At 72.8% G+C, this 19,010-nt stretch carries 14 protein-coding genes; 4 read left to right on the plus strand and 10 right to left on the minus strand.

The window, feature by feature from the left end; genetic code table 11:
- Positions 1 to 10: 10 nt before the first annotated feature.
- From GA0070214_RS27435 to nrdR, 4 genes are all read right to left on the minus strand, one after another.
- Complete coding sequence (locus GA0070214_RS27435; RefSeq protein WP_091269400.1) at positions 11 to 751, minus strand: nucleotidyltransferase domain-containing protein; 741 nt, start codon at positions 749 to 751, stop codon at positions 11 to 13.
- Between the two features lie 89 nt (positions 752 to 840).
- Positions 841 to 1,776 (minus strand): DUF2332 domain-containing protein, encoded by a 936-nt coding sequence (locus GA0070214_RS27440; RefSeq protein WP_091269401.1) that lies wholly within the window; start codon positions 1,774 to 1,776, stop codon positions 841 to 843.
- 111 nt (positions 1,777 to 1,887) lie between these two features.
- On the minus strand, positions 1,888 to 4,740 hold the full coding sequence (locus tag GA0070214_RS27445) for a vitamin B12-dependent ribonucleotide reductase (protein ID WP_208602931.1): 2,853 nt from the start codon (positions 4,738 to 4,740) through the stop codon (positions 1,888 to 1,890).
- A 67-nt stretch (positions 4,741 to 4,807) separates the two neighbouring features.
- Positions 4,808 to 5,302 carry a transcriptional regulator NrdR gene (gene nrdR / locus GA0070214_RS27450; protein WP_091269402.1) on the minus strand — a complete coding sequence of 165 codons (495 nt, stop codon included), beginning with the start codon at positions 5,300 to 5,302 and terminating at the stop codon, positions 4,808 to 4,810.
- Positions 5,303 to 5,846: 544 nt separating this feature from the next.
- On the opposite strand from nrdR, the gene lexA reads away from it, so the two are divergent.
- Positions 5,847 to 6,629 carry a transcriptional repressor LexA gene (lexA, locus tag GA0070214_RS27455; protein ID WP_091269403.1) on the plus strand — a complete coding sequence of 261 codons (783 nt, stop codon included), beginning with the start codon at positions 5,847 to 5,849 and terminating at the stop codon, positions 6,627 to 6,629.
- A 50-nt stretch (positions 6,630 to 6,679) separates the two neighbouring features.
- Here the strand turns inward: lexA and GA0070214_RS27460 are convergent, their stop codons facing one another.
- Complete coding sequence (locus GA0070214_RS27460) at positions 6,680 to 8,266, minus strand: hypothetical protein (protein ID WP_091269404.1); 1,587 nt, start codon at positions 8,264 to 8,266, stop codon at positions 6,680 to 6,682.
- Positions 8,267 to 8,316: 50 nt separating this feature from the next.
- Positions 8,317 to 9,780, minus strand: a complete 1,464-nt coding sequence (gene hflX, locus GA0070214_RS27465; RefSeq protein WP_091269405.1) for a GTPase HflX — start codon at positions 9,778 to 9,780, stop codon at positions 8,317 to 8,319.
- Positions 9,781 to 9,976: 196 nt separating this feature from the next.
- On the opposite strand from hflX, the gene GA0070214_RS27470 reads away from it, so the two are divergent.
- Positions 9,977 to 11,449: an NAD-dependent malic enzyme gene (locus GA0070214_RS27470; RefSeq protein WP_091269406.1), complete on the plus strand. Its 1,473-nt coding sequence runs from the start codon at positions 9,977 to 9,979 to the stop codon at positions 11,447 to 11,449.
- 126 nt (positions 11,450 to 11,575) lie between these two features.
- Here GA0070214_RS27470 and dapF read toward each other — a convergent pair whose 3' ends face one another.
- Genes dapF through GA0070214_RS31585 form a run of 3 tightly spaced genes read right to left on the minus strand, consistent with a single transcriptional unit; the run spans position 11,576 to position 14,050 of the window.
- Positions 11,576 to 12,421: a diaminopimelate epimerase gene (dapF, locus tag GA0070214_RS27475; RefSeq protein ID WP_091269407.1), complete on the minus strand. Its 846-nt coding sequence runs from the start codon at positions 12,419 to 12,421 to the stop codon at positions 11,576 to 11,578.
- Between the two features lie 7 nt (positions 12,422 to 12,428).
- Positions 12,429 to 13,448 (minus strand): tRNA (adenosine(37)-N6)-dimethylallyltransferase MiaA, encoded by a 1,020-nt coding sequence (miaA, locus tag GA0070214_RS27480; protein WP_091269408.1) that lies wholly within the window; start codon positions 13,446 to 13,448, stop codon positions 12,429 to 12,431.
- A complete protein-coding gene (locus GA0070214_RS31585; protein ID WP_139141914.1) occupies positions 13,331 to 14,050 on the minus strand; it encodes a class III extradiol dioxygenase subunit B-like domain-containing protein in 720 nt (239 codons plus the stop codon). Before GA0070214_RS31585 ends, miaA begins: the two co-directional genes overlap by 118 nt.
- Before the next feature lie 202 nt (positions 14,051 to 14,252).
- Between GA0070214_RS31585 and GA0070214_RS27485 the strand changes: the two genes are divergently transcribed.
- Positions 14,253 to 15,461: a DUF349 domain-containing protein gene (locus tag GA0070214_RS27485; RefSeq protein WP_091269409.1), complete on the plus strand. Its 1,209-nt coding sequence runs from the start codon at positions 14,253 to 14,255 to the stop codon at positions 15,459 to 15,461.
- 310 nt (positions 15,462 to 15,771) lie between these two features.
- A complete protein-coding gene (locus GA0070214_RS27490) occupies positions 15,772 to 17,379 on the plus strand; it encodes a cellulase family glycosylhydrolase (RefSeq protein WP_091269410.1) in 1,608 nt (535 codons plus the stop codon).
- 52 nt (positions 17,380 to 17,431) lie between these two features.
- On the opposite strand, the gene miaB is transcribed toward GA0070214_RS27490, so the two are convergent.
- Entirely contained in the window at positions 17,432 to 18,931 is a 1,500-nt protein-coding gene (miaB, locus tag GA0070214_RS27495) for a tRNA (N6-isopentenyl adenosine(37)-C2)-methylthiotransferase MiaB (RefSeq protein WP_091269454.1), read from the minus strand.
- Between the last annotated feature and the right edge of the window lie 79 nt (positions 18,932 to 19,010).

Genomic DNA, 19,010 nt, shown 5'->3' on the forward strand with positions numbered 1-19,010 from the left:
CTCGCCACTGTCATGATCTACCAGCGGCGACGATCAGGCGGCGGGCCCGGCGTACCGTGCGGCGGGCGTCCCGCCAGGCGATCAGGGCGGTGCGGAGCCGGGGCGAGGTGACCGGCTCGCCCCGGCGGCGGGCCCGCAGCTGACCGATCAGCCAGGCCGGGGCGGCGGCCGCCTCGACCGCCGCGGTCTTGGTGAGCAGGTCGCCGAGGCGCAGCGCGTGCCGGCCGCGGGCCATCGAGGTGAGGCCGAGGTCGGCGAGGGCGGGGTCCAGCCACAGCCACGGACGCCGGGCCGCCCAGGCCCAGTAGCCGGTGAGTTCGGCGCGGGCGGCAGCCCGCACGTCGTCGTCGCCCACCGGCGGGAACACCTCGCCGGGTGGGCGGCCGAAGACGGCGTACCCGTGGCGGACCAGCTCCGCCCGGGTGATGCCGGACAGGATGCGCTGGACGAGCTGCCCGTGCGTCCACGTCGGATGCTTCCGGTGGACGTCCGGGATGGTGGCGGTGTCGACGTGGACGCAGCCCAGGTGCAGCCCGGCGGCGCTGCCCGCGTCGAGGCGGCGGTGCACGGCGACGAGCGCGGCCTCCCGCGCGGCGTCGACCGGCCCGTCGGTCAGCGCCACCAGGTCGAGGTCGCTGACGCCGGGCCGGTAGTCGTCGGTCGCCAGTGACCCGGCCACCAGCAGGTCGGTGACCCAGCCGAGCGCCGCGAGTTCACCGGCGAACTCGTCGACGACCGGCAGCCTCACCATGAGTCCACCCTGGCCTCCGCAGTGAATCTTGGACACTTGTCGTTCGCCCCGAACAGCAAGTGTCCAAGATTGGCCGGCTCCGCCCAGCCCTACCCGAACCAGGTGATGGCCTGGCCGTGGCCGCGGGTCCAGGCCAGCGGCCTCCCGTCCAGCGCCAGCACGTTGTGGAAGCCGCCGCGCGGTTGCTCGGGCAGCGCCGGGTAGCGCAGCACGTCGGGGTCCTCGTTGGCGATCCAGTGGCCGGGCAGCCCGCGCACGACCTCGGCGAACGCCTCCCGCCGGGGCGGCGGCACCTGGTAGAGCACCGAGGTGTGGAACACGACAAGGGTCGCCTCCCGCGGCGCCCGCGCGGCCAGCGCCGGGAGGTCGTCCACGAGGTCGCCCCGCACCAGCAGCGGAGGCTCGGCCGAGGCCACCGCGGCCGCGGCCCGCAACCGCTCGCGGCGGTGCCCGTGCTCCGGCCAGATGAGCGCGTCCAGCCACGCCACGTCGGCCGGGTCGCGCACGTCGAGCGGGTTGAGGTCCAGGCCGGCCCGCCACACCACCTCGGGCCGGCGTGCCGGCGGTGCCGTCCCGCTGATGGCGCAGTCGAGGACCGGCTCACCCGCGCCGAGCGAGTGGTCCCCGTAGCGGTAGGCGTACCGGTCGGGGTAGAGGTTCAGCCCCGCGGAGGCGCCGACCTCCAGCAGGGCGAGCGGTTGGGGCAGCGACGCCAGCACCGGCAGGAGTACGGCACACCGGCCGGGCTCGTTGGTCTGGGTGGCCCGGACCCGCATCTCCGCCTCGACGGCCGGCCAGTTGTCGAGGGCGTACGCGCGGAAGGCGGCCGGATCCTCGACCGGGCCGCCGAGCAGCCGTACCACGCCGAAGAGCAGGTTGGGCTGGCGCTTGGCCGGCGGCAGGGTGTCGATCCGGGTCAGCAGCTCGCCGTCGCGGGCGACCGCCTCTGACAGGCGCTCGTACGCGGGCGACACCCCGCGCGCCTCCCGGGCGGCGAAGGTGGCGTAGCGGTCCACGGTGGTCATGGCCCGAGCATCCCAGCCGCAGGCTGTCCCGGGCGACGTGAGCTTGGTCGCCGTACCGAACGCCGCGAGCGCGGCAGGGGAACCCCTGCCGCGCTCGCGAGCGGTCGTCCGTCAGCTGCAGCCGCTGGTGGAGCCGCAGCCCTCGCAGACGTAGCAGCTACCGGCCGGCCGCATCTTCGTGCCGCAGGTGAAGCAGAGCGGCGCGTCCGCGGCCTTGCCGATCACGGCCTCCAGCAGTTCGGTGCTGGAGCCCACCGACGGCGCCGGCTTGGCGGCGGCCACGTCGGCCACCTCCTTTGCCGGCTGGGCCACCGGGCCGGTCTTCGGCTCGGGCGCTTCGACCGGGGCGGAGGCGGCCATCGCGGTGAGGTCCGCACCGCTCGCCTCCGCCTCCGCCTCGGCCGCGAGCTGGGCGGCCCGCTCCTTGGCCGTGAAGATGCCCAGCTCCGCGCGGCGCTCGTACGGCAGGAAGTCCAGGGCCAGGCGACGGAAGATGTAGTCCATCACCGAGGCCGCCATCCGCACGTCCGGGTCGTCGGTCATGCCGGCCGGCTCGAAGCGCATGTTGGTGAACTTGCTGACGTACGTCTCCAGCGGGACGCCGTACTGGAGACCGATGGAGATGGCCACCGAGAAGGCGTCCATCACGCCGGCCAGGGTCGAGCCCTGCTTCGACATCTTGAGGAAGACCTCGCCGAGGCCGTCGTCCGGGTAGGACGAGGCGGTGAGGTAGCCCTCCGCGCCGCCGACCGAGAACGAGATGGTCTCCGACGGGCGCTTCTTCGGCAGCCGCTTGCGGACCGGCCGGTACTCGACGACCTTCTCCACGACCTTCGCCGGCTCGGCCACCGGCTCCACCGCCTTGTTCGGCTTGGCGGCCGACAGCGGCTGACCCACCTTGCAGTTGTCCCGGTAGATCGCCAGCGCCTTGAGGCCGAGCTTCCAGCCCTCGAAGTAGATCTTCTCGACGTCCTCGACGGTCGCCTGCTCGGGCATGTTGACCGTCTTGGAGATGGCGCCCGAGATGAACGGCTGGACGGCCGCCATCATCCGCACGTGGCCCATCGGCGCGATGGACCGCTCGCCCATGGCGCAGTCGAAGACCGGGTAGTGCTCCGGCTTCAGGCCGGGGGCGTCCACCACGTGACCGTGGTCGGCGATGTGCTCGACGATCGCCTCGACCTGCTCCTCGGGGTAGCCGAGGCTGCGCAGGGCACGCGGCACGGTCTGGTTGACGATCTGCATGGAGCCGCCGCCGACCAGCTTCTTGAACTTGACCAGGGCCAGGTCCGGCTCGACACCGGTGGTGTCGCAGTCCATCATCAGGCCGATGGTGCCGGTCGGGGCGAGCACGCTGGCCTGCGAGTTGCGCCAGCCGGACCTGTCGCCGACCTTGTTGCCGAGGGTCCACTGCTTGGTGGCCTCGCGCTGGATGGCGGTGGCCACGGTGCCGGTCGGCTTGATCGCGTCGTTGGCGGCCGCGTGCTTGCGCATGACCCGCTTGTGCGCCTCGGCGTTGCGGGCGTAGCCCTCGTACGCGCCGACGATGCCGGCCAGCTCGGCCGAGCGGCGGTAGGCGGTGCCGGTCATCAGCGAGGTGATCGCCGCGGCGACCTCCCGCCCCTGCTCCGAGTCGTACGGCAGGCCGGAGGCCATCAGCAGCGCGCCGAGGTTGGCGTAGCCGATGCCGAGCTGCCGGTAGGCGCGGGTGGTCTCGCCGATCTTCTCGGTCGGGAAGTCGGCGAAGCAGATCGAGATGTCCATCGCCGTGATGACGAACTCGACCGACTTGACGAACTTCTCCACCTCGAAGCCACCGTCGGCGCGCATGAACTTCATGAGGTTCAGCGAGGCCAGGTTGCACGAGGAGTTGTCCAGGTGCAGGTACTCCGAGCACGGGTTCGACGCGGTGATCCGCCCGGTCTCCGGGCAGGTGTGCCAGTCGTTGATGGTGTCGTCGTACTGGAGGCCCGGGTCGGCGCACTCCCAGGCGGCCTGGGAAATGGTGCGGAACAGCTTCTTGGCGTCGATCGTCTCGATGGTCTGGCCGTCGAGCCGGCCGCGCAGGTCGAAGCCGCCGCCGTTCTCCACCGCGGTCATGAACTCGTCGGAGACGCGCACCGAGTTGTTGGCGTTCTGGTACTGCACGCTGACGATGTCCGCGCCGCCCAGGTCCATGTCGAAGCCGGCGTCCCGCAGCGCGCGGATCTTGTCCTCCTCGCGCGCCTTGGTCGCCACGAACTCCTCGATGTCCGGGTGGTCGACGTCGAGGATGACCATCTTGGCCGCACGCCGGGTGGCGCCGCCGGACTTGATGGTGCCGGCGGAGGCGTCCGCGCCGCGCATGAAGCTGACCGGGCCGGAGGCGGTGCCGCCGGAGGAGAGCAGCTCCTTCGAGGACCGGATGCGGGAGAGGTTGACCCCGGCGCCCGAGCCGCCCTGGAAGATCCGCCCCTCCTCCTTGTACCAGTCGAGGATCGAGTCCATCGAGTCGTCGACGGCCAGGATGAAGCAGGCGCTGACCTGCTGCGGCGACGGCGTGCCGACGTTGAACCACACCGGCGAGTTGAAGCTGAACACCTGGTGCAGCAGCATCCAGGTCAGCTCGTGCGCGAACACCTCCGCGTCGGCCGGCGTGGCGAAGTAGCCGTACTCCTCACCGGCGGTGCGGTAGGTGTCGACCACCCGGTCGATGAGCTGCCGCAGCGACCACTCCCGCTCCGGGGTCCCCACCGCGCCCCGGAAGTACTTGGTGGTCACGATGTTGGCCGCATTGACCGACCAGGACTCGGGGAACTCCACCCCGCGCTGCTCGAAGTTGATCGAACCGTCCCGCCAGTTCGTCATCACGACGTCGCGGCGCTCCCAGGTGACCTCGTCGTAGGGATGCACCCCCTCGGTCGTCCAGACGCGCTCGATCTTCAGCCCTGCCCCGGCCTTGTTCCGTGACTTGCTGGTCGTCACGCCCTCGCCCCCCTCGTCAGCGCGGTCACCCGCCGCGCCTCGTCCAACTGTCAGAAATCCGTGAAACTCAACTGGTCGCGCCGGCGGCCCCGACCGCCCCGGCACCCTCGCGGGCCTGCGCGGCGGCCCGCAGCGTCTCGATCTCGCGCTCGAAGTCGGCGAGCGAGTCGAAGGAGCGGTAGACGCTCGCGAACCGCAGGTAGGCCACCTCGTCGAGGTCGCGCAGCGGCCCGAGGATGGCCAGCCCGACCTCGTGGCTGGGAATCTCGGCGGCCCCCTTGGCCCGGACGGTCTCCTCGACCTTCTGCGCGAGCAGCGCGATGGAGTCGTCGTCGACCGGCCGTCCCTGGCACGCCTTGCGCACCCCGCCGATGATCTTGGTGCGGCTGAACGGCTCGGTCACCCCGCTGCGCTTGACCACCGCGAGCACCGCCTCCTCGACGGTGGTGAACCGCTTGCCGCACTCCGGGCAGGACCGCCGCCGCCGGATGAGCTGGCCGTCGTCGGCCTCCCGCGAGTCGACCACCCGGGAGTCGGCGTGCCGGCAGTACGGACACCGCATCGCCTGACCTCCTTCATCGACCGCGGCCCGCCGGCCGCCTCCGGGCACGCGTCACCGCGGCGGCACCATCTCTCGATGGCCGCCGCCGGGCCGACGGTACGGGAGTGCGGTCGGTAACCGGACCCAACCTGTAGGCGACTTACGCCCATGTAACCACAACATCTAGGGGTCGACCGTATGCCGTCGCACTAGCGAGGTCAAGTTGAGCGGCGTGTCCGGCGCGTCGCCAGAATCACGCACCCGTCCCACCCCGTCCCCGGCGTACCGAGGAGCCCAACGGCCGTCGGCCGCCGGGGTCACGGGACGCCGGGATGGAACATTCGTTCGAGAGCGACGTACCATTTATCAGAACAGGCGTTCGGAAATCCAGGATTTTGCCGCGACACGCCGACAACATGTCGTACAGATGTTTGAAAATGGCCGATCTCACCTATACGGTCAACAACGACCGGGCGCGGCGGAACGCGGCGGACCGGTCGACAGCACCGCCTGAGCACGCACCACGAGCCGACGAGGCACCCAGCGCCGACCAGGGAGGACGGACGTGACCGAGGACCGGGCCAGCCGGCAGAAGAACCCGCAGCCGATCGACGGGGCGGGTCCGCCGGCGACCCGTCGACCCCGCACCGCGCGCAGCCGGGCGGCCCAGCCCGCCGTGCGTCCGGTCACCCCGGTGGTCAGCAGCTTCCCCGACCCGTCGACGGTCGACCTCACGGCCCGGCAGCGCCGGATCCTGGAGTTCATCCGCACCTGGGTGGAGCGCCACGGCTACCCGCCGAGCGTGCGCGAGATCGGCGAGGCGGTCGGCCTGGTCTCCCCGTCGAGCGTCGCCTACCAGCTCAAGGAGCTGGAGAAGAAGGGCTTCCTGCGCCGCGACCCCAACCGGCCCCGCGCCGTGGACGTCCGGGCCCCGGGCGACGTCGACGACGAGGCCGCCCGCGCCCAGCGTCCCGCCCCGGCCTACGTGCCGATGCTGGGCCGGATCGCCGCCGGTGGCCCGATCCTCGCCGAGCAGGCCGTGGAGGACATCTTCCCCCTCCCCCGCGAGCTGGTCGGTGAGGGCGAGGTCTTCATGCTCCAGGTCAAGGGCGACTCGATGCTCGACGCGGCGATCTGCGACGGCGACTGGGTGGTGGTCCGGCAGCAGCCGACCGCCGAGGTCGGCGACATCGTGGCGGCCATGCTCGACGGCGAGGCGACCGTGAAGACCTACCGGCGGCGCGACGGGCACGTCTGGCTGATGCCGCAGAACCCGGCCTTCGACCCGATCCCGGGCGACGACGCCACCATCATGGGTCGCGTGGTCGCCGTGCTCCGCCGCATCTGAGACCCACGGAAGAGGGGGGTGACCAGTGGTCACCCCCCTCGTTCCTGCGCTCAGTAGCGGTCGCCCCGGTACTCCCGGCCGCCGCCGGAGAACTGGCCGTACTGCTGGCCCCGGTCGCCGTAGCCGCCGTCGCGTGGGTCCCGGCGGTCGTGCTCCCGGCGCGGCGGTTCGGCGCGCCCCGGGCCGTGGCCGCCACCGCCACCCGGCCGGCCACCGCCGTAGCCGCCGCCCGGAGTTCCGCCGCCGTAGACGCCGCCACCCTGCGGGCGGCCACCGCCCTGCTGCGGGCCGCCGCCGTAGACGGCGCCCCCACGGCCGCCGCCGCCCTGCGGGCGGCCGCCTCCGTAGACGCCCCCGGCCGGGCGGCCGCCGTTGGCCGGGGCGCCACCGTAGACCCCACCCTGGCCGCCACCGCCGCCGTAGACGCCGCCGCGCGGCGGGACGTCGGGCCGGTTGGCCGGCGGGTAGCCGGAGTTGCCCGGGAACTGGTCGTCACGCTCGTCGGTGGGCTCGGCCGGCGCCGGCTTGCGCCGGGCCTTCAGGATGCCGAAGATGCCCGCGCCGACCAGGAGCGCGCCGAGCACGCCGAGCGCCGCGATGAGGTACGTGATCTCGTCGAGGCTGAGCCCCTCGATCCAGGACTTCTCGGCGGCCGGCTTGGTCACGTCGTTGCCGCCGTTGGGCAGCGCCTCGGCCCCGGTGGTGGCCGGGGTGTAGCCGAGGACGTCGATCGGGTCCGCGGCGTCCAGCAGGCCGCCGTCGGACACGGTGACGAAGGACCTGCCGTCGGGCGTGTAGGAGATGGCCTCGCCGAACGGGTCCGCCAGGGGGGTGACCCGGGGCTTGCCGGTGGTCAGCGCGGCGACGATGTTGCCGCCGGTCACGTCGAACTCGAAGGCGTCGCCGTAGGTGCGCAGCACCACCTTGCTGCCGTCGGGCGAGCGGGCCGCGCCGGTGACCAGCAGCCGGCCGGGGCCGCCCAGCTTGTTCTCGGTGTTGGTCTTGGGGAGGGTGAGCTCGCCGACCTTCTTCATCGGGATCGGCTCGGTGTCCGCGGTGCTCTTCAGCTTCGCCGTGGGCGTGAAGATCTCCGACTTGCCGGACAGGTCCTTGGTGATGACCAGCGGGAGGTTGTCGTCGCCGACGAGGAGCGCCTCGGCGTCGTGCGGCTCGTTGCCCGGGTAGGTCAGCCGGTGCAGCACCGGCTGCTTCGACCCGCTCAGCGGCATGATCCAGACGGCGACCCGCTCCCGGCGGGTCTTGGCGTCGATGTTGTCGCCGGTGTCGGCGATCCAGAGCGTCTTCCGGTCCGGTCCGACGGCCAGGTCCTCGGTGTCGCGGGGCCCGGGATCGGGGTATCGGACCGGGTCCTTGGCGATCTCGCACTTGGTGTCGAGGAAGAAGATCCGCTTGCGGCTCTCGTCCTCGCTGCCATCGTTGATCACGACATAGCCGGTGCTGGTGGCGACGATGCCGGACAGCTCCCGGAGCCGTTTGTCCTCGATGGTGCACTTCTTCTTGGGAGCCGCGGCCAGCACGGGGGCCGCGGCGGGAGCCGCCAGGGCGAGCCCGGCCGGCGCCACGACCGCGCCGACGAGGCTCAGCGCGATCGTGACCGAGGAGACTGCGTGCCGCATGGCGCCAAGTGTCGCACGACCCGCGTTTCCGGCGGGTGACGCCGGACGGCTCACCGCCCGGCGCCCACCCGCTCCTCGCTGGTCAGCCGGTCACCGGCCCGGTACGGCACCAGCTCGGCGGCCAGCGCCTGACCCACCCGCACGTGCAGCAGCGTGCCCTCGGGCAGGTGCGCCGTGCTCAGCACCTCGCCCTGCCGGTGCACCCGGGCCACCAGGTCGCCCCGGTCGTACGGGAGCACGGCCCGGACCTCGACGGCCGGCCGCGGCAGCCGCTGCTCGATCGCCTCGCGCAGATCGTCGACCCCGCGCCCGCTGTGCGCGGAGACGAGGACCGCCTCCGGCCACAGCCGCTTGAGCCGCAGCAGGGTCTCCTCGTCGGTGGCGTCGATCTTGTTCACCACCAGCAGCTCGGGCAGCCGGTCCGCGCCCACCTCGGCGAGCACCTCGCGGACCGCCCGGACCTGCTCCTCCGGGTCCGGGTGGGTGCCGTCGACCACGTGCACCACCAGGTCGGCGTCGCCGACCTCCTCGAGCGTCGAGCGGAACGCCTCGACGATCTGGTGCGGCAGGTGCCGGACGAACCCGACCGTGTCGGAGAGGGTGTAGAGCCGGCCGTCGGAGGCCGTGGCCCGGCGGGTGGTCGGGTCCAGGGTGGCGAACAGCGCGTTCTCCACCAGCACGCCCGCCCCGGTGAGGCGGTTGAGCAGGCTGGACTTGCCGGCGTTGGTGTAGCCGGCGATGGCCACCGCGGGCACCGCGTTGCGGGAGCGGCGGGCGCGCTTGGTCTGGCGTACCGTCGCCATGCTCTTGATCTCGCGGCGCAGCCGCGCGATCCGGTGCCGGATCCGGCGCCGGTCGGTCTCGAGCTTGGTCTCACCGGGACCGCGCAGGCCCACGCCGCCGCCGGCGCCACCGCCGCGGCCGCTACCACCGGTCTGCCGGGAGAGGGTCTCACCCCAACCGCGCAGTCGCGGGAGCAGGTATTCGAGCTGAGCCAGCTCGACCTGCGCCTTGCCCTCGCGGCTCTTGGCGTGCTGGGCGAAGATGTCGAGGATTAGGGCGGTGCGGTCGACCACCTTGACCTTGGTGCGCTGCTCCAGGTTGCGCAGCTGCGACGGGGACAGCTCACCGTCGCAGATGACCGTGTCGGCGCCGGTGGCGAGCACCACGCCGCTCAGGTCGTCGACCTTGCCCCGACCGATGTAGGTCGCCGGGTCCGGCCGGTTGCGCCGCTGGATCAGCCCCTCGAGCACCTGCGAGCCGGCCGTCTCGGCCAGCGCCGCCAGCTCGGTGAGGCTGTTGTCGGCGTCGTCCTGGGTCCCCTCGGTCCAGACGCCCACGAGGACGACCCGCTCCAGCCGGAGCTGGCGGTATTCGACCTCGGTGACGTCGCTGAGCTCGGTGGAGAGGCCGGGGACCCGCCGCAGCGCCTGCCGCTCCGACAGCTCGAACTCGCCGGTGGTGGCGTCGAGCTCGTCGTCCTCGTAGGGAAGGAAGGTCTCCTGGTCTCGCAAACCGCGACTCCTGTCCGTTATGTCTTTTGCCGGGGCATTTCCGGTGTGCAGAAGCATCCTGACATGTGCCAACGCCCGACGCACCTGCTATATGCCCGTGGCGCTACTAACCGGTAGCGGGGTCGGATGGCGGCCGACCTGGGCGGGCGAGTAGAAATGCCAGGCGAGCCGCTCAGCGCTGACGGAGGAGTTCTACGTGGCCAACACCCGACTGCCGAGTGCCGGATTCTCGATCACGATCCGGATCGCGGTACCCGCGGACGCCTCCTCCATCGGGCGGCTGACCACCGCGGCGGGCGAGGCCGGCGCCATCGTCACCGCGCTGGACGTGGTCGACTCCGACCCGGCCCACGTGATCGTCGACCTCACCTGCGACACCGCCGACGCCAACCACGCCGACCAGGTGGTCGACGCGCTCACCGCGCTCGACGGGGTGGACGTCCGCAAGGTCTCCGACCGGACGTTCCTGCTGCACCTCGGCGGCAAGATCGAGGTCAGCTCGAAGGTGGCGTTGCGCACCCGCGACGAGCTGTCCCGCGCGTACACGCCGGGGGTGGCCCGGGTCTGCCAGGCGATCGCCGAGAACCCGGCCGACGCCCGGCGGCTCACCATCAAGCGCAACACCGTCGCCGTGGTCAGCGACGGCTCCGCCGTGCTCGGCCTGGGCAACCTCGGGCCGGCCGCCTCGCTGCCGGTCATGGAGGGCAAGGCGGCGCTGTTCAAGCGCTTCGGCGGCGTGGACGCCTGGCCGGTGGTGCTGGACACCCAGGACACCGACGAGATCGTGCAGATCGTCAAGGCGATCGCCCCCGCGTACGGGGGCATCAACCTGGAGGACATCGCCGCGCCGCGCTGCTTCGAGATCGAGGCCCGGCTGCGCGAGGCGCTGGACATCCCGGTCTTCCACGACGACCAGCACGGCACCGCGATCTGCGTGCTGGCGGCCCTGACCAACGCGCTGCGGGTGGTGGGCAAGCACCTCTCGGACGTCCGGGTCGTGGTCTCCGGCGCCGGCGCGGCGGGCACCGCGATCATGAAGCTGCTGCTGCGGCAGGGTGTGGGCGACATCATCGCCTACGACCGGCAGGGCGCCCTGCACCGCGACCTGCCGGACCTCAACCCGGCCTGGCGGTGGCTGGCCGAGAACACCAACAAGGAGAACTACTCCGGCGACCTGCCCGGCGCGATCCGGGGCGCGGACGTGTTCATCGGGGTGAGCGCCCCGAACCTGCTGACCGGCGAGGACATCGCCGGCATGGCCAAGGACGCCATCGTCTTCGCGCTGGCCAACCCGGACCCGGAGGTGGACCCGCGGGAGGCCCGCAAGCACGCCGCCGTGGTCGCCACCGGCCGGTCCGACCAGCCGAACCAGATCAACAACGTGCTCGCCTTCCCGGGCGTCTTCCGCGGCATGCTCGACGCGCACGCCGAGGAGTTCACCGAGGAGATGGCGATCGCGGCGGCCCGGGCCATCGCGGACGTGGTCGGCGAGGACAAGATCAACCCGACGGTGATCGTGCCGAGCGTCTTCGACTCGCGGGTCGCCCCGGCCGTCGCCGCCGCCGTGCGCGCCGCCGCCCAGAACCCGGGCGCGACGCCCCCGCCGGCCGCCGACCCGGGCCCGGCCGACCTCCCCGAGATCGCCGCCAACGCCAGCGCCACCCCCTGACCCCGGGCGTCGACCCCGGGAGCAGACGCGTTGATCATGAGGTTGGCCGCCCCAAACCAGGTCAAACCCCACCGCTAACCTCATGATCACCGGGTCGGACGGCGCCCATCGCGCGGCCGGGCGGGGTCAGGCCCGTAGGGTCGCCGGGTTGAGTTCGCCGGTGGCGATCAGGACGGCGGGGCCGGCGAGCCAGCAGGTGTCTTCGGTGATCGTGATGGTGAGGCGGCCGCCAGGCACGTCGACGGTCGTCGTGCCGGTCTCCCGGCCGGCGTCGCGCAGGGCCACGGCGGCCACCGCGCACGCGCCCGTGCCGCAGGAGAGCGTCTCGGCCGAGCCGCGCTCGTAGACCCGCATGAGCACGTGCCCGTCGCTGCCCTCGACCGGCTCGCCCGGGGTGGTGAACTCGACGTTCACCCCGGCCGGGAAGACGGACGGGTCGACGTCGGGCGCCCGGGTGAGGTCCAGGACGCCCAGGTCGAGGCTGGCGGGCAGGGCGCAGACCAGGTGCGGGTTGCCCACGTCCACGGCCGCGCCGGTCAGGGTGAGCCCGCCCACGGTGGCGGTGGCCGTGTCGTACAGCCGGGGGCGGCGCATCTCGACGGCGACGTCGGCGCCCTCGACCCGGGCGCGGACCAGGCCCGCGCGGGTGGCCAGCGGCAGGGTCCCGCCGGACGGGGTGGCCAGGCCGGTCTCCAGCAGGTAGCGGACGAACACCCGGGCCCCGTTTCCGCACATCTCGGCGAACGAGCCGTCGGAGTTCCAGTAGTCCATGAACCACTCGGCCTCGCCGGCCAGCGCGGCGCCGTCCGGGTGCTTGGCGGCGCGTACCACGCGCAGCACGCCGTCGCCGCCGAGGCCGCGCCGCCGGTCGCAGAGCGCGGCGACCAGGCCGGGCGTCAGGTCGAGCGCCCCGTCCGGGTCGGGCAGGATGACGAAGTCGTTGCCGGTGCCGTGGCCCTTGGTGAACTCCACGCCCCCATCATTCCCGATGCTCGGCGACCACCCGCAGCGCCGTGTCGAGAAACTCCGGTGCGGCCGAGTCCAGCCAGTGGATGCGCGGGTCGCGGCGGAACCAGGAGCGCTGCCGGCGGACGAACCGCCGGGTGGCCCGCACGGTCTCCTCGTGCGCCTGCGCCTCGGTCAGCTCCCCGGCAAGGAAGCGCAGCACCTGCTGGTAGCCGAGCGCCCGGCTGGCCGTCCGCCCCTCGGGCAGGCCCTGGCCGACCAGTGTCCGCGTCTCGTCGACGAGGCCGTCGGCCCACATGCGGTCGACCCGCCGGGCGATCCGCTCGTCGAGCAGCGCGGTGTCCAGGTCGACGCCGAGCTGCACGGACGGGTAGTACGGCGTCGGCGCGGGCAGCGACGCGGTGAACGGCGCACCGGTCAGCTCGACGACCTCCAGGGCCCGGACGATGCGCCGTCCGTTGCTCGGCAGGATGCCGGCCGCCGCCACCGGGTCGGCCTCGGCCAGCCGGGCGTGCAGCGGGCCCGGGCCGACCGCGGCCAGCTCGGCCTCCAGCCGCTCCCGCACGGCCGGGTCGGTGCCGGGGAACTCGAACTGCTCCAGCACCGCCCGCACGTAGAGCCCGGAGCCGCCGACCAGCAGCGGCACCCGCCCCCGGGCCAGGATTTCGTCGACGGCCGCGCGGGCCAGCTTCTGGTATTCGGCCACGCTCGCCGGCTCCGTCACCGGCCAGATGTCGAGCAGGTGGTGCGGCACGCCCTCCCGCTCGGCCGGGGTCAGCTTGGCGGTGCCGATGTCCATGCCCCGGTAGAGCTGCATGGAGTCGGCGTTGACCACCTCGCCGTCGAGGGCGTGCGCCAGGGCGATGCTCAGCGCCGACTTGCCCGCCGCGGTCGGCCCGACCACGGCGACGACGGTCACACCCGCTCCCAGTTGGCCACGAAGTAGGCAACGCCGTAGGGGGCCTCGTGGTAGCTCACGTCGCCGCGCCAGTCGCCGCCCGCCGCGCGGACCGCACCGGCCAGCACCTGCCACGGCGCCCGCCCGGCGGCCTTCAGCTCGGCCGACAGCACCGGGTCCAGGCCGAGCAGGGCCTCGGCGTCCGCGCCGGCCAGGGCCGCGGCAACCCCCTCGTCGTACGCGGGCGCGCGCGGGTCGTCGTAGCCGGGCGACCTGACGCCCCGGCAGGCCGAGCCGTCCCCGAGCACCAGCAGCGCGACCCGCCCGTCCGCCTCGCCGACCAGCTCCGCGCCGAGCGCGGCGCACCCGGCCGGGGACGCGTCGCCGGCGACCGCCCGGGCCAGCCGGGGCAGCTCGGTGCCGGACCGGTTCACCAGCCAGGCCCCGATGGTCAGGCTCAGCGGCAGCACGTCGGCGCCCGCACAGTTGACCTTCCAGAGCCGGACGTCCCGGTCCAGCCCGAACGGGCGCAGCGAGCCGTGGTCGGCGGCGCCGAACCGTTCCGTCCGCGGACCGGCGCCCAGCAGCAGGATCACCTCGGGGTCGGCGGCGAGCAGCCGGGCCACGGCCGCGTCGGCGGCGACGCGGAGGTCGTCCAGCTCGGGCGCGGCGGCGCCGGCCACCTCGGGCACGATCAGGGGCGGGTGGGGGCAGACGGCGGCGGCGACCAGGGGCACGGCACCAACCTATCCGTATCCCCCGGTGCGTCCCCGCGCCGATCCGGTCATCGAGGCGCTACGACACCGTATGGTCACGGTCGACGACAGGCGCTCGACACGGACCGGGTCGGACCTGTGACAATGCCGGGAGAACTTTGCTGCGCCGTGGCGGCGATCGCGGGAGGTGTCCCGTCGACGCCGGGAGAACGAGGATGGGCACATGAGCGACTGGACTGCCTTCGGACGGGTGGACGAGGACGGCACCGTCTACGTCAAGACCGCCGAGGGCGAGCGGGTGGTCGGATCCTGGCAGGCGGGGGCACCGGAGGAAGGGCTCGCCCACTTCGCCCGGCGCTTCGCCGACCTGGTGACGGAGGTGGACCTGACCGAGGCCCGGCTCAACTCGGGCGCGGCCGACGCCGGCCACTCGCTGACCACGATCCGGCGGATCCGCACCTCGCTGGCCGAGGCGCACGTCGTCGGGGACATCGACGCCCTGGCCGCCCGCCTCGACAAGCTGGCCGCCGTGGCCGAGGAGAAGGCCGGCGAGGCCCGGGCCGCCCGGGACGCCGCCCGCGGCGAGGCCCTCGCGCGCAAGACCGCCCTGGTCGAGGAGGCGGAGAAGCTGGCCGCCGAGTCGACCGGCTGGAAGACCGCCGGCGACCGGCTCAAGGAGATCCTCGACGAGTGGAAGACCATTCGTGGGGTCGACAAGAAGGCCGACGGTGAGCTGTGGAAGCGGTTCGCCGCCGCTCGCGACGGCTTCACCCGCCGCCGGGGCGCCCACTTCGCCTCCCTGGACCAGCAGCGCAAGCAGGCGCAGGGGATCAAGGAGGAACTGGTCGCCGAGGCCGAGAAGCTCAAGGAGTCGACCGACTGGGGCGCCACCGCCAACCAGCTCAAGGACCTGATGGCCCAGTGGAAGGCCGCGCCGCGCGCCTCCAAGGAGGCCGAGCAGAAGCTCTGGGAACGGTTCCGGGCGGCGCAGGACGAGTTCTTCACCCGGCGCAGCGAGGTCTTCTCGGCGCGGGACAACGAGCAGCGCGCCAACCTGGAGCGCAAGCAGGCCCTGCTCGCCGAGGCCGAGGCGCTCGACGTCGACGGCGACCCGAAGGGCGCCCAGGCGAAGCTGCGGGAGATCCAGGCACAGTGGCACGAGGCCGGCCGGGTGCCCCGCGAGGCGGCCGCCGGGCTGGAGCGCCGGCTGCGCGCCGTGGACGACAAGGTCCGCGAGGTCATGGACTCGGCGTGGCGGCGCACCTCCAAGGAGGACAACCCGCTGCTGGCCCAGATGCGGTCCCAGGTCGCCGAGGCCGAGGAGCGGCTGGCCCGGGCGCAGGCCGCCGGCGACGCCCGCCGGATCAAGGAGGCCGAGCAGGCGCTCGCCTCGAAGCGGCAGTTCCTCCAGCTGGCCGAGCAGGCCGGCTGACCGGACGCGTCCCGGAAGCCCCCGGTCCCGCGACGGGACCGGGGGCTTCCGTCTGTCCGGCCGAGCCTGTTGACGACATCGAGCCGGGCTGATCAGAATGGGCGGCGGAGCCAGGTTCCGGCACCGGCACGAGGGCACCGACGGCTGATCCCCGCCGTCGACGGTCGCCGGTGCACCCCCGCGAGTGGCCGTCCACGTGACACGGCCCGGCGCGCGCTGTCCGCGTACTCGATGACGAGCGGGCCGTCTCCCCCTGGTCCTTCCGCCCGCGGCGCTCGCGCGGCGCGGGCATCCGAAGTGGAGCTCGCCCATGCACCGACCCTCCGCCCTCGGCGGCGCCCTCGCGGCGCTCGCCACCGCCGCGGCCGGCGTCCTCGTCGCCGCCGCCGTCAGCACCACACCGGCCGCCGCGGCCACCGCCGGCACTGGCACCGGCTACCTGCACACCAGCGGCAACAAGATCGTCGACAGCACGGGGGCCACGGTCCGGCTCACCGGCATCAACTGGTTCGGCATGGAGACCGACAACAAGACCTTCCACGGCCTCTGGTCGAGCAACCCGTGGCGCGGCCAGCTCGACACCATGGCCCGGCTGGGTTACAACACGCTGCGCATCCCCTACTCGAACGACGCGCTGAAGCCGGGCGCGACGGCCACCGGCATCAACGACTTCGTCAACCCGGACCTGGTCGGGCTCTCGCCGTTGCAGATCCTCGACAAGGTGATCGACTACGCGGGCGGCAAGGGGATGCGGGTCATCCTGGACCGGCACCGGCCCACCTCGGCCGGGCAGTCGCCGCTCTGGTACACGTCGACGGTCTCCGAGGCCACCTGGATCGCCGACTGGAAGATGCTCGCCCAGCGGTACGCGAACAACCCGACGGTGATCGGCGCGGACCTGCACAACGAGCCGCACGCCGAGGGCACCAACCCGGCGGCCACCGGCGCATGCTGGGGCTGCGGCGACACCGCCCGGGACTGGCGGCTGGCCGCCGAGCGGGCCGGCAACGCGATCCTCGGGGTGCAGCCGAACTGGCTGATCTTCGTGGAGGGGGTGAGCTGCCCGAGCGGCGGCCTGTCGAACGTCTGGGACAACGACCCCAGCAACGACGAGGACTGCGGCTGGTGGGGCGGCAACCTGTCGAAGGCCGGGCAGTTCCCGGTGCGGCTGAACGTGGCCAACCGGCTGGTCTACTCCCCGCACGAGTACGCCACCTCGGTCTACCACCAGGCCTGGTTCGACGACCCGACCTACCCGGCGAACATGCCGGCGATCTGGGACAGGTACTGGGGCTACCTCCACAAGCAGAACATCGCGCCGATCATGATGGGCGAGTTCGGCACCACGCTCCAGGACCCGAAGGACAAGGTGTGGCTGCAGAACCTCATGGCGTACACCGGGACGGGGGTGACCGGGATGTCCTTCACCTACTGGTCGTGGAACCCGAACTCGGGTGACACCGGCGGCATCGCCAACGACGACTGGACCACGATCAACCAGGCCAAGCAGGACATCCTCCAGCCCTACCTGATCCCGCCGACCGGTGGGGGCAATCCCACCCCGACGCCGACCGGCACCGGCTCGCCGGCGCCCACGACGCCGGCGCCGACCGGGGGTTGCACGGCCACGTACAAGCAGGTCAACGCGTGGCAGGGCGGCTTCCAGGGCGAGCTGACCGTGAAGAACACCGGCACCGCCGCGGTCAACCCGTGGTCGGCCACCTGGACCTGGCCGTCCGGGGTGACCCTGGCCAGCGGCTGGAACGCCACCGTCACCCAGTCCGGCACCACGGTCACGGCGGCGGCGCCGAGCTGGGCGTCGTCGCTGGCGCCGGGCGCCTCGGTGACGGTCGGCTTCACGGCCAACGGCACGGCCGCCGCGCCGGGCGCCGTGAAGCTCAACGGTTCCGCCTGCTGAGAACACGACGGCCGGGGCCGCCACGGGGCGGTCCCGGCCGTCGTGCGGTCGGTCAGTGCGCGGCGCAGCCGCCGGTGGAGGCGGGCACCGCGGCCGGCGCGCCGATCGTCGGCAGCCCGAGCAGCACCCCGGGGGTACGCGGGGCGCGCCCCGCCTCGGCCGCGTCGCCGGCGCGGGTACGCCGGTGCGACAGCGGCTCACCGTCGGCGTTGAGGTGGTGCGGGGCGGCGTAGGTGACCGTGGTGTGCACAATGTCGCCGGGCCGGATCTGCCCGGCGAACGAACCGGCGTCGAAGTGGACGAGGCGGCCGTCGCGGGCCCGGCCGGACATCCGGCCGGTGCGCTCGTCCTTGCGCCCCTCGCCGACCGCCACCAGCACCTCGACGGTCTCCCCGACCAGCTTCCGGTTCTCCGCCCAGGTGATCTCCTCGACCGTGGCGATCAGCCGCTCGTACCGCTCCTGCACGACCTGCTTGGGCAGCTGGCCGTCCATGGTCGCGGCCGGGGTGCCGGGGCGCTTGGAGTACTGGAACGTGAACGCCGACGAGAATCGGGCCGCGCGGACCACGTCGAGGGTCTTCTCGAAGTCGGCGTCGGTCTCGCCGGGGAAGCCCACGATGATGTCGGTGGTGATCGCCGCGTCGGGCATGGCCGCGCGCACCTTCTCGATGATCCCCAGGTACTTCTCCGAGCGGTACGAGCGGCGCATGGCCCGCAGCACGTCGTCGGAGCCGGACTGGAGCGGCATGTGCAGCGAGTGGCAGACGTTGGGCGTCTCGGCCATCGCGGCGATCACGTCGTCGGTGAAGTCCTTCGGGTGCGGGCTCGTGAACCGGACCCGCTCCAGGCCGTCGATGTCGCCGCAGGCGCGCAGCAGCTTGCCGAAGGCGTAGCGGTCGCCGAACTCGACCCCGTAGGAGTTGACGTTCTGCCCGAGCAGGGTCACCTCCAGCACGCCCTCGTCGACCAGGGCGCGCACCTCGGAGAGGACGTCGCCGGGACGGCGGTCCTTCTCCTTGCCGCGCAGCGACGGCACGATGCAGAACGTGCAGGTGTTGTTGCAGCCCACCGAGATCGACACCCAGCCGGCGTACGTCGACTCGCGCCGGGTCGGCAGCGTCGAGGGGAAGACGTCGAGGGATTCGAGGATCTCCACCTCGGCGGCGGTGTTGTGCCGCGCGCGCTCCAGCAGCACCGGCAGGGAGCCGATGTTGTGCGTGCCGAAGACCACGTCCACCCAGGGCGCCTTGCGGACGATCTCGCCGCGGTCCTTCTGGGCCAGGCAGCCGCCCACCGCGATCTGCATCCCCGGGTGCCTGTCCTTCACGGGACGCAGGTGACCCAGGTTGCCGTAGAGCCGGTTGTCGGCGTTCTCCCGGACGGCGCAGGTGTTGAACACCACCACGTCGGGCTGCTCGTCGGCCTCGGCGGCGCGCACGTAGCCGGCCTGTTCGAGCAGGCCGGAGATGCGCTCGGAGTCGTGCACGTTCATCTGGCAGCCGTACGTGCGCACCTGGTAGGTGCGCGGGCTGCCCGCGGCTGCGGTAGTCATGACCCGCACAGCGTATCCGGCGGGGCGGGTCGGACCGAACGAGGAGCAGCGGCCCCTCGCCACCGGCTCCGGCGGCTCT

The sequence above is a fragment of the Micromonospora chaiyaphumensis genome (assembly GCF_900091435.1).
Taxonomy (GTDB): Bacteria; Actinomycetota; Actinomycetes; order Mycobacteriales; family Micromonosporaceae; genus Micromonospora; species Micromonospora chaiyaphumensis.

Excerpts from the sequence above, each read along its gene's own strand:
- GA0070214_RS27435 (WP_091269400.1), bottom strand. The coding sequence starts at position 751 with ATGGTGAGGCTGCCGGTCGTCGACGAGTTCGCCGGTGAACTCGCGGCG.
- GA0070214_RS27440 (WP_091269401.1), bottom strand. The coding sequence starts at position 1,776 with ATGACCACCGTGGACCGCTACGCCACCTTCGCCGCCCGGGAGGCGCGC.
- nrdR (WP_091269402.1), bottom strand. The coding sequence starts at position 5,302 with ATGCGGTGTCCGTACTGCCGGCACGCCGACTCCCGGGTGGTCGACTCG.
- GA0070214_RS27460 (WP_091269404.1), bottom strand. The coding sequence starts at position 8,266 with ATGCGGCACGCAGTCTCCTCGGTCACGATCGCGCTGAGCCTCGTCGGC.
- GA0070214_RS27485 (WP_091269409.1), top strand. The coding sequence starts at position 14,253 with ATGAGCGACTGGACTGCCTTCGGACGGGTGGACGAGGACGGCACCGTC.
- GA0070214_RS27490 (WP_091269410.1), top strand. The coding sequence starts at position 15,772 with ATGCACCGACCCTCCGCCCTCGGCGGCGCCCTCGCGGCGCTCGCCACC.
- miaB (WP_091269454.1), bottom strand. The coding sequence starts at position 18,931 with ATGACTACCGCAGCCGCGGGCAGCCCGCGCACCTACCAGGTGCGCACG.